Origin of the sequence: Nocardia canadensis (genome assembly GCF_032656385.1) — a bacterium.
Lineage (GTDB): Bacteria > Actinomycetota > Actinomycetes > Mycobacteriales > Mycobacteriaceae > Nocardia > Nocardia canadensis.
In genome coordinates, this window is the sequence record NZ_JAVCWB010000010.1 from 1,518,790 (window position 1) to 1,529,465 (window position 10,676).

General features: G+C 70.1%; 8 protein-coding genes. 2 read left to right on the plus strand and 6 right to left on the minus strand.

Features of this window, described 5'->3' with window-relative positions; all coding sequences use genetic code 11:
- Positions 1–58: 58 nt before the first annotated feature.
- The 3 genes from Q7X29_RS30325 to Q7X29_RS30335 form a co-directional block, all read right to left on the minus strand.
- Complete coding sequence (locus Q7X29_RS30325) at positions 59–2,209, minus strand: Rv1355c family protein (RefSeq protein ID WP_316576084.1); 2,151 nt, start codon at positions 2,207–2,209, stop codon at positions 59–61.
- Positions 2,210–2,518: 309 nt separating this feature from the next.
- A complete protein-coding gene (locus tag Q7X29_RS30330) occupies positions 2,519–2,959 on the minus strand; it encodes an AraC family transcriptional regulator (RefSeq protein ID WP_218721789.1) in 441 nt (146 codons plus the stop codon).
- Positions 2,956–3,399 carry a GyrI-like domain-containing protein gene (locus tag Q7X29_RS30335; RefSeq protein WP_019049207.1) on the minus strand — a complete coding sequence of 148 codons (444 nt, stop codon included), beginning with the start codon at positions 3,397–3,399 and terminating at the stop codon, positions 2,956–2,958. Before Q7X29_RS30335 ends, Q7X29_RS30330 begins: the two co-directional genes overlap by 4 nt.
- Before the next feature lie 164 nt (positions 3,400–3,563).
- Here Q7X29_RS30335 and Q7X29_RS30340 point away from each other — a divergent pair, with 164 nt between their 5' ends.
- Positions 3,564–5,834 carry a hypothetical protein gene (locus Q7X29_RS30340; protein ID WP_255588681.1) on the plus strand — a complete coding sequence of 757 codons (2,271 nt, stop codon included), beginning with the start codon at positions 3,564–3,566 and terminating at the stop codon, positions 5,832–5,834.
- A gap of 7 nt (positions 5,835–5,841) precedes the next feature.
- Here Q7X29_RS30340 and Q7X29_RS30345 read toward each other — a convergent pair whose 3' ends face one another.
- Entirely contained in the window at positions 5,842–6,771 is a 930-nt protein-coding gene (locus Q7X29_RS30345; RefSeq protein WP_308248687.1) for an alpha/beta hydrolase, read from the minus strand.
- Positions 6,772–7,091: 320 nt separating this feature from the next.
- Here Q7X29_RS30345 and Q7X29_RS30350 point away from each other — a divergent pair, with 320 nt between their 5' ends.
- Positions 7,092–8,588: an MDR family MFS transporter gene (locus tag Q7X29_RS30350; RefSeq protein ID WP_218721787.1), complete on the plus strand. Its 1,497-nt coding sequence runs from the start codon at positions 7,092–7,094 to the stop codon at positions 8,586–8,588.
- Positions 8,589–8,737: 149 nt separating this feature from the next.
- Here the strand turns inward: Q7X29_RS30350 and Q7X29_RS30355 are convergent, their stop codons facing one another.
- Together Q7X29_RS30355 and Q7X29_RS30360 are read right to left on the minus strand one after the other, a co-directional pair.
- The gene (locus Q7X29_RS30355) at positions 8,738–9,958 is read right to left on the minus strand and encodes a cytochrome P450 (RefSeq protein WP_316576088.1); all 1,221 of its coding nucleotides are present in this window, start codon (positions 9,956–9,958) and stop codon (positions 8,738–8,740) included.
- Positions 9,959–9,999: 41 nt separating this feature from the next.
- A complete protein-coding gene (locus Q7X29_RS30360; RefSeq protein WP_316576089.1) occupies positions 10,000–10,635 on the minus strand; it encodes a DUF4097 family beta strand repeat-containing protein in 636 nt (211 codons plus the stop codon).
- Positions 10,636–10,676 lie beyond the last annotated feature (41 nt).

Sequence of the window (10,676 nt, forward strand, 5' to 3'; positions counted from 1 at the left end):
GCGACCTGGGTCACCAGTGAGTCGAGCGTTTGCCGAGGCACGTTGTCTCCGATCCGCGCTATCCGTCGTTCCTACCGCCGGGCACCGGCAACCGTCGACTGCGAACGCTCGCAGCCGCGGCGTAGCTCAGACGAAGAACCAATGCCACGTTCTCATCCTCAGGGATCCCCAGCAGGTCCTGGAAAAGCCTCTGAATGTTGGCAAGTGTATCTGTGAACTCGGAAGAAACGATGCGCAAATCCTCGCGCCGGTCGGCATAGAGGAACACCGGGGACACCGGCTGCACCGCCAGCCCCAGTAGTTGCGCCCGTAGCCACACCCTTTCCACTGCGGCACCAGCCCTCGCGTAGTCGGCCAGATCAGGTGTACCCGCTGCTCGCGCGCGGAAACCGATCGCCACCAACGCCGAGCTAGAACGCACCCGATCGACGGTGAATTCGCCCAGCGCGTTGCCCGCCGACCACTCGCGCAGCCGGTCCATCACATCGGTGCGCCTGCCGACCTGGAGTTTGGCCAGTTCGTCGGGCGCCGGGTCGAGGGTGCGCACGTCGATACCGGTGCGGACATCCTCTCCCGGCCAGCGCAATTCGCCGTAGAGTTGCGCGTGCAGCTGCGGCGTCAGGTAGCGGACCCGGTCGCTGGCGCCGAGCAGCGCCGCGGCCTCGGCCAGCGCCTCGATCCCGGTGACCGCGTGCACGGTCGCGCCCTCGGCCGCGGCGGCGGTGCTCAGCGCGGGCAGCACGGTGCCGGGCAGCGGCGCGACGTCGCCGAGCCGGCGATTGGTGTGCCTGGCCAGCGCGAGCGGGTAGTCGGCGGCCAGGTCGGCGTCGGTGCCCTCGCGCAGCCGCAGCCGGGCCACCAGGGGCGCGGCCGGGTCGTCGACGCGCAGCTCCGGCTCGCCGAGCAGGCCGTGCGCGGCCGCGGCGGCGCGGGCGTTGTACAGCGCGGCCCCCACCGCGACGGCACTGCCGCGCAGGGCGATGTCCATCGCGGTCGAACCGGCCGGGTCCAGGGCGATCTCGATCAATTCCGTGCTGCCGCGCAACCGCCAGGGCTGCACGTTGCCGCCCGAGGGCGCGCGCTGGGCGCAGGCCAGGATCGCGGCGACCGGGTCGGCGGGCGGAGGTTCGTCGGCGGGCGGCTCGGGGGCGGTCTCGACGCCGTCGTCGAGGTAGCCGGGCTCGGCGAGGGAATCCAGCGCCGCCTCCAGGTCGACGCGGGTCCGGCCGGAGGACAGCTTGGCGCCGAGCCCGATCCGGCGCACCGCCGCGGTCACGATGGCGGCGCCCAGTTGCACGTCGCTGCCCAATTGCGGCCAGGTGGTGATCGTTTCACCGATCTCGGCCATGCTGGCCGCCATCCGCGAGGACAGCTGGCCCGGATCGAGGATGCGCAGCACGTGCGGCGCCTTCGCCCTGGTGTCCAGGTCGGCCAGTTGGGCGCCGGTGGTCGCGCCGAGCAGCCCGTGGAAGGGCTCGCGGCCCGGTTCCAGGTCGTAGCGCTCGACGTCGAAGAGCCCGCGGTCGCTGGTGTCCATCAGCAGCGGTATCCGGTGCCTGCGCGCGGCCTCGCGGACCGCGAACTTGATGTCGAGCGAATCGCATTCCTCGACGATCACCGAGAGCCCGTCGAGGAAGTCGTCGGCGGTGTCGGCCAGCACGCCGGCGGGCCAGATCTCCACCGGCAGGAAGGGGTCGAGTTCGGCGATCCGGCGCGCGGTGACCACGGCCTTGTTGACACCGATGTCGAAGAGCCCGCCCGGCACCCGGTTCAGGTTCGACAGCTCGATGGTGTCGAAGTCGGCCAGCCGCAGCAGCCCGCACGCGCCTTCCAACGCCAGGGTGTAGGCGACCGAATGGCCGACGCTCTGCCCGACCACGCCGACCGTCAGCCCGCCGAGGCGTTCCTGTTCGGCCCTGGTGAGCTTGTTGCGGTTGCGATCGGAGCGGATCACCCGGAACGCGTCGGGGCCGAGGATCACGACCAGCGCGTGTCGCCACGGGTAGTACACCCAGCGTTCCGCGGCCGGGTCGAGACCCGGCGGGAGTCCGGTGAGCCGGTCCAGTTCGGCGCGCAGGCCCGCACGCAGGTCGTGCGTGCTGACGCCGGGGGCCGCGGCGAGCTGCCGCAGAGTTGCCGCGTCGGTGGGGTCGGCCGGATCGAGTACGAGGGGGCGGTAGTCCGCCGCCGGCGGGTCCGGTTCGCTCATCAACGGATCCGACCCACGAATCGCGCCATCGCGTTCCGGCCGACGCGACGGTGAACGCGCCGCAACCTGTTCTCGTTGCGCGCTGCTTCGACAGCCATCGTGTTCCTAGCTCCGTGCTACGCGCCCGCGCGCGGTCGGCGTCCTACCGAGGCCGACTGGTGCAGTATCCGTCATCCCGAACGTTTGCACCAGGCGAGTGGCTAATATTCCGATAACCACCGGCCGCGGGTGAACTATGCCCAGGTCAAACGGCATGAACGTACGGGAAGCCCCGGATTCCAGACCGATCGGTTCGAATTCGGCTAACTATCAGCTATCCACCGTGATCGAAACGAACAATTCTACGGTGTCCGGACCGTGCCAGACCTCGATCTCCTCGCGATAGGCGCGCGAGATCTCCGCCGACGCCGTCGCGTCGTCGACCTGAGCCCAAACATCCTCGACCGGATCGTGGTAATCACCGTTGGGGGCGAAGCGGGCGTAGATGCCCTTGGGCACCCGCACCATCAGATCGCCGACCGGCACCTCGTCGGGCGTCGCGTACTCGCGGGCTACCAGCGCGTTCCAGTTGCCCGCCGGATCCGGGACGTAGACGGTGTGCAGCGGCTCGCGCCCGCCGGGCCGGTCGCGCAGCCGGTCCTTGAGGAACTCGATCAGATCGCTGTTGCTCACCTTGAAGCTCGGATGGACCCGCGGCACGGCCAGACCGCCGTACAGTGCGCCACCGCGCACCACGATCGTGTAGCTCATCGCGGATCGACCGCCAGGTACAGGTCGATCTTGTACGCGTGCGGGTAGCACTCGAAATCGCCGGTGAAGGTGCGCTTGATCTGGTTGTGTTCTTCGGCGTAGGCGATCTGGGTCCACAGATCCGTCATCACCTGGGGAAAGTTACCGACCGAGGAGAAGCGCGCGTAGGTGCCGCGCGGCAGCCGGGCCGCCAGATGTCCGCGGGTGACCTGATCCAGCGACGCGCACTGGTACCCGACGATCTGGGTGTTGTAGGTGCTCAGCTCACCGGTGTAGTCGGTGTAGGCACTGGCCAGCGGGCCGCCCAGATCCTGATGCAGGACGGCAGACCACGCGGCTTCGAGATCCCGGTCGCGCAGCTCTCCGAGCGCACGCTTGGGACTGCGGACCGGCAGACCGGCCACCCATGTCTCGTCCCGCTCGACGATTTCGAACTGCATTGAAGACTCTCTCGAAGGGTCGGCTCGGTCCGGCCATGCTACCAACTTCGCGCTCGACAGCCATGACACACCGAGTTGTTCTTACCCCAACCTAACCACACCTGAGCTGGACAAACGTCCACCACCACGCCGCGACACCCCGACGTATTGTCGGATTCACCTGGATGCCCTATGCTCCCGCGCTCGTGTGGGTACGCGCGGCGCTCGAACCGCGAAAACAAGTGGTGCAGTGGGCGATCGTCGTCGTGATCGCGGTGCTGGCCGGCTATGTCGCGGTCTTGCTCGGCGACTCACGGCACTTCTACACCGACGACACCGAGGCGCAGTACGTGCCGATGTGGCAGCTGCTCGGTACCGAACTCAGGGCGGGCCGGTTCCCGGCGATGGTGCCGTGGGAATGGATGGCGGGCAACTACAGCCTCGAGGAAGCCGGGCTCTACAACCCGCCGCAGTTGCTGGTCTACCTGCTCGCGCCCTCCTTCGACGATCTCGCGCTCTACGCGACCGCGGTCAAGCTGGTGTTCTCCACGATCGCGGCGCTCGGCGTGTTCCGGATCTGCCTGGCCTACGGCGCCCGCGCCCCCTGGGCGGCGGTGGCCGGCGTGGCGTTCCCGTTCAGCGGCTGGTTCCTGTTCTTCGACTCGGCCAGCTGGTTCACCTCGCACACCGGCACCGCCTGGCTCGTACACGCGTGGGCCTCGGCCGTGCTCTACGCCAGGGGACGTTCGGGACCGATCCCGCTGTTCGTGTTCCTGTATCTGGCGCTGACCATCCAATACGCCTTCCCCGCGGTCGAATCCGGCCTGATGATCGCCGCGGTCGCCGCCGGTGAGTACCTCTACCAGCGCCGCTGGGCGCCGGTGCTGCGGTTGCTCACCGCGTCCGGTCTCGCGGTGGCGGCCTCGATGGTGGCCAACCTGCCGATCCTGCTCTCCTCGCAGGCCACCTGGCGCGGCGACGTCTCCACCATCCACAACGACCCGTTCCTGACCGTGCCGTGGTCGGAATCGCTCAATGCCAGTCTGCCGAGCACGGTGCCCGCGTTCACCGCGTGGTGGGGCCATGTGCAGCCGCTGCCGATGGTCTACATCGCCTGGTTCGTGATCCCGGCGCTGGCGTTCATCGACTGGAAGGCCGCCGCGCGCGCCGCCGCCGAATGGAGCGGGATCGCGCTGTTCGCCGTCGCCGCGCTGATGTGGACCGCCGGGCCGGGCGCGATCGGCCCGCTGCGCTGGCCGGCCCGGGTGCTGCCGATGCTGGCCATCGCCCTGCTGGTACTGGTCTGCGTGCTGCTGAGCCGCCACGGAGCGTTCGCCTCGTCGCGGCGGCGGTACGCGGCGGCGGGCGTGCTGATCGGCCTGCTGTTCATCCGGTCGTTCTCGGCCGCGCCGAAACTGCTCGAACGGCACCTGATCGCGGTGGTCTTCGTCGTCGCGCTCGGCGCGGGCGTCCTCTGGCTGGCGCGCACCCGCGGGATCGGCGCCGCCGCCGCGCTGACCATCCTCGCGACGTTCCCGATCGCGTTCGTCCAGGTGGCCGTCGCCCCCACGACACCGCTGTCGTACGGCTTCCCCGAGCGGCGCTCCGAGATGACCGCCGCGTTCCCCGACTTCGGCGGCCGCACCCTGCAACTGGCCGACCGGATCATGGTGCGCGACGAGGACCGCACGCTCGCGGCGACCTACGGCTCGATCGCGCTCGGCAGCTACGCCAAGAACCTCGGGCTGCAGTACGTGAACGGCTACACCCCTGTCGGGCACGCGGCCTTCGCCGGGCTGCTGTGCATGGCCTGGGACGGCGGCACCTGCCCCGAGGCGTATCGCAAGGTCTTCGCGGTCGAGCCGTCGACCGACACCCCGATCGTCGACCTGATGCGGCTGGATCGTGTTGTCCTGCAACGGGCCCAGTACCCCGACGCGGGGACGAAGCCGGCGCCGCTGGGCTGGAAGTTCGTCCACTACCCGGGGCACGAACAACAGATCTGGGTGCTCGAGCGGGTCAATCCGCTGCCCTCTCCCGGCGACCTGATCGCGCACGAGTCGGGCGTGCACGCCACCGTGATGCCGGAGGCGGGCCTGACCAACCGCGCCACCGTCTCCTCCGGCACCGGCGGCCGGATCGTGCTCTCGCGCCTGGCCTGGCCCGGCTACACCGCGACCCTGGGCGACCGCGAGATCCCCGTGCGCGCCGTCGCGGGCACCTTCGTCGCCGTCGACATCCCGCCCGGCACGCACAACGCGCGGCTCACCGTCACCTGGCGACCGCCGGGCCTGCCGATCAGCCTGACCAGCGCGGTGCTGGCCGTGCTCGGGATCGGGTTGCTGCAGTGGTGGTTCCGGCGTGGCAGGCGCGTGCCCGAGCCGGCCCCGGTCGTGCCCGCCGACACCACGGCCGCCGACACCGAGGTGCAGCGCCCGGTCGCCGTCGAGGCCTGAGCCCCGCTCAGGCGCCGATGGCGGCGGCCAGGTGCGGCCACGCCTCGTGCAGGTCGGCCTGGAACTGGCCCCAGGTGTGCGCGCCGGTCGGCCGGTGGACGTAGGTGGCCGGGATACCGAGCTGACCCAGCCGCCCCGCGAAGGCCGCTGTGCACGTCCCCGCGATCGTTTCCAGCGGCGGCATGGGCAGACCGCGATCGCTCGCGCCCGGCAGACCGGTGGCGGCCGACAGGAAGATGGTCTTGCCCGCCAGCGCGCCCGCGTTGGCGAAGACGTCGTGCTCGCGCCAGACCGCGCCGCCGGGCACGCCCCACATGTTGCCGGGATTGCCGCCGCCGCGGACGGCCTGCGCGCTGACCATCGCGATGCCCCACGGATCCGCCGCCCAGGGGCAGCCGCTCAGCGCGGCCACCGCGGCGAAGCGGGGCCCGCCGCGGATGGTCAGGTCCAGCGCCGACGACGCGCTCATCGACACTCCCGCGATGGCGTTGCGCCCGCTGGTGCCGAGCGCGCCGTCGATCACGCCCGGCAGTTCCTCGGTCAGGTAGGTCTCCCAGCGGACCCGGCCGACGCCGGGATCGTCGGCGATCCAGTCGGTATAGAGCGTGAACGCCCCACCGACCGGCATCACCACGTTGACGAACTTGTCGGCGAAGAAGTCCCGCACATCGGTGTTGTCCCACCAGGAGATGCCGTCGGCCCCGCCGCCCGCGCCGGTCAGCAGGTACAGCGTCGGCGCGCCCGCGCCCGCCGCCCTGAGCACCCTGTTCTGGATCACCCGGCCCATCGCCGGCGAGTACACATCGAATTGGGCGGCCCGCCCGCCCAGCGGTGTCTCCCCCGCCACGTACGCCCCCGGATCGGCCTTCGCCTGCACACTCCCCAGCGAAGCGACGATCGCGCACACCACAGCAAGCCACAGTCTCGATGCAGTCACCCTTCCGGTATACCCCGCCGGATCGGCGCACACACCGGACCACATGCGCCCCACCCGTCACAAGTTCCCGGGAGTGACGAGGGTCACCCATGATCTGATCGACAGTCCAGATTCGGCTCTCAGCTGCGGTTTCGTTCCCGACCATAGAGCCGTGAACGGCGAAAACGAGGTGATTTGTGTCGTAGGTGAGCGGAATACTGGCCCGCGCCCGATGAGTTGGACCGACGGACTCCGTCTTCTCTCACGTGGTGCCGGGACACAGCAGACCCGGCATCGGGCCACCGCTCGCCCAGCCGATCCCCGCTCCTGGAGGTACCCCGATGCCCGCCGAACTATCCCCGCCGACGACGAAAGGCGGGACGCCGACCGTCATCCGGGTGCTGGTGCTCGCGACGTTCGTGGTGATCCTCAACGAGACCATCATGATCAACGCCATCCCGCGGCTGATGAGCGATCTGCACGTCACCGAGGTGGCCGCGCAGTGGGTCTCCACCGCGTTCATGCTGACGATGGCCGCGATCATCCCGACCACCGGCTGGTTCCTGCAGCGGGTCACCACCCGTCAGGCCTACGCGATCGCGATGGGCGTCTTCATCACCGGCACCGTGCTGTCCGCGCTCGCGCCGACGTTCGCGGTGCTGCTGATCGGCCGCATCATCCAGGCGGGCGGCACCGCGGTGATGATGCCGCTGCTGATGACCACCCTGATGACCGTCGTGGCCGAGCAGGACCGCGGCCGGGTGATGGGCAACGTCACCCTGGCCATCTCGGTCGCACCCGCCATGGGCCCGGTCATCTCCGGCCTCATCCTGCAGATCGATGTCCCCGCGATCGACTCGTGGCGGCTGCTGTTCGTGGTGATGCTGCCGATCGCCGGTGTGGTCACCTGGCTGGGGCTGCGGCAGCTCGAGAACGTCGGCGAACCGCAGCCGGGCGTGCTCGACCTGCCCAGCGTGGCGCTGGCCGCCCTCGGCTTCGGTGGACTCGTGTTCGGCCTGAGCAAGTTCCACAGCGGCAACTACACCACCCCGGCGCTGATCGTCGCCGGTGGCGCTCTGCTGATCGCCACGTTCGCCTGGCGTCAGATCCGGCTGCAGCGCACCGGCACCCCGCTGCTGGACCTGCGGGTCCTGCTGTCGGGCACCTACGCCAAGGCGCTGGTGCTGATGGCCATCGCCTTCCTGGCGATGATGGGCTCGATGATCCTGCTGCCGCTGTACCTGCAGAACCTGCGGCACCTGAGCCCGCTGGAGACCGGACTGCTGGTGATGCCCGGTGGTCTGGCGATGGGCCTGCTCGGCCCGACGGTCGGCCGCCTGTTCGACAAGTTCGGCGGGCGACTGCTGGTGGTCCCCGGCTCGATCGGCATCGCCGTCTCGCTGGCCGGCTTCACCCAGATCTCGCTGACCATGCCGTACTGGCAGCTGCTCGGCCTGCACATCCTGCTGATGATCTCGCTGGCCGCCGCCTTCACCCCGGTGTTCACGCTGGGTCTGGGCGCGCTGCCGATGCACCTGTACTCGCACGGCAGCTCGATGCTGGGCACCCTGCAGCAGGTGGCCGCGGCCTTCGGCACCGCGCTCGTGGTGACGATCATGTCCGCCCGCAGCACCTCGCTCATCGCCGAGGGCACCGACCCGGTCACCGCGAGCCTGGACGGCATGCGCCTGGCCTTCGCGGTCTCGGCGGGCCTGGCCCTGATCGTGATCGCCATGGCGGTCCTGCTGCCGAACCGCGCCGCGGGCGACCCGCACGGCGGTGCCCACGCGCCGGAGCCGGTCGACGAGCCGGAGACGCCGGAGCTGGTCAAGAACTGAGTCGTCGCTGGTAGCAAGCCCCCGGTCGCCTCGCGCGGCCGGGGGCTTGCTTCGGTCGGCCCGGCGTTGCGTACCCCGATCCGATGCTGTCGGCGGGCCTTCCGCTGCTCGGCCCAACCGCTGCTGCGGGCTCGGAGGCCCCGGCAACGCTAGCGGTCCGTCCAGCGGACCGGCAGCGCGTGCACGCCGTAGATGTTCATGTCGGTCCGCAGTCTCACCTCCTCGGCGGGCACAGCGAGTTCCAGGGCCGGGAAGCGGCGCAGCAGGCCCGCGAAGCCGGCGCGCAACTCGATGCGGGCCAGCTGCTGGCCCAGGCACAGGTGGATGCCGTGGCCGAAGGTCAGGTGGCCCCGCGCTTTCCGGTGCACGTCCAGGGTGTCGGGATCGTCGAAGCGCAGCGGATCGCGGTTGGCGGCCAACAGTGAGACGACGACGGTCGACCCGGCGGGAATCGTCTCGCCGCACAGCTCGATGTCCTCGGTGGCGTAGCGGTAGAAGATGTCGGCGACCGAGAGGTAGCGCAGCAGTTCCTCGACGGCGTCGGGGATCAGCTCCGGATCGGCGTGCAGCAGGGCCAGCTGCTCGGGGTGCTCCAGCAGCGCGAAAGTGCCCAGCGCCAGCATGTTCACCGTGGTCTCGTGACCGGCGAGCAGCAGCAGGAAGGCCACGCCGGTCAGCTCCTCGATGCTCAGGTCGTCGTGGCGGGCCAGGTCGGAGAGGATGTCCTCGCCGGGCTCGGCCCGCTTGCGCTGCACCAACTCGGCCAGATAGCTGTTCATCGCGCCGAACGCGGCCATCTTCTGCGCCAGTTCCTGATCCTTGACCAGGAACTGGGCGGAGTTGAGCTGGAAGGTCGCCCGGTCTTCGTACGGGACGCCGAGCAATTCGCAGATCACCAGCGAGGGCACCGGCAGCGCGAAGGCCTGGACCAGGTCGACCGGCGGGGTCAGCCGCGCCATCTCGTCGAGCTGTCGCTCGGTGATCTCGACGATGCGCTCCTCGAGCTCCCGCATGCGCTTGACCGTGAAGGCGCCGGTGAGCTTGCGGCGCAGGCGGGTGTGGTCCGGCGGGTCCATGGCGACGAACAGGCCCGGGATCTGCGGGGACGGCTCGGTCGGGACGGGCATCCCGGGCGTCTCGTAGGGCACGTGCACGACGCCGAGGTCCTGGCGGGAGCTGAACCGGGTGTCGGCCATCAGCCTGCGCACCGCCTCGTACCCGGTCACCAGCCAGCCCTCGTGCCCGTCGGGGAAGATCAGTGGGCTGACCGGCCGCACCGCGCGCAGCCGGGTGATCTCGCCGGGCGGGTCGAAGGGGCCGGCGTCGCGGTCCAGCGGCAGGCCGTGTGGGATCGAATCGGTGTCACTCATGGTCATTTCCTTGTCGGGTAGGAGGATTCGCGATTCGGCGCTCAGACGGCGGCGGTGTGCCGGATGACGATGTTGCCCAGGGAGTTACGCGCGTACACCGCGACGGTGTCGCCCGACGGCGCGACCGGCGCCAGCAGATTCCGCACGGTGCCCACCGTGGCGGCGGTCTCCAGCCGTACCCCGCTGCCGGGACGGATGCCCACCTCCAGCTCGCCCACCGAGGTCTCCAGCCGGAGCTCGCCACGGGTGGCCTCGCCGATGCGGATGTCGCCCTTGGCGGTCTTCGCGGTGACCGAGCCCAGCGGACGCTCGACGACGATGTCGCCCAGGGAGACCGTCAGGTCGCACTCGCCGAGTTCGCCCGCGCCCAGCAGCGTGCCGACGCCCGCGGTGCCGGTCAGCCGGGAGCCGGTCGGGACCTCGATGGACACCTCGATCGACGGGTTGCCGCCGAACGGGGTGTAGGTGCGCCAGTTCTTCGGCGTCGTCACGGTCAGCACGCCGTCGGTGAACTCGACCCTGGTCTGCTCGGCGGCGCGCACGTCGGCCTTCTTGGCCGCGTCTGCGGGCCGGATCGCGACGACGGTGTCGTGGCGATCCGAGGCGACGACAGTGACGCCGGCCGACAGGACGTCGACGGTGACGGCGATCGGCTGCGGGGTCGGGAAGGTGTTCATGGTTGTCTCCTGGAGATCGGGCCGCCCGGTTTCCGGGGGCT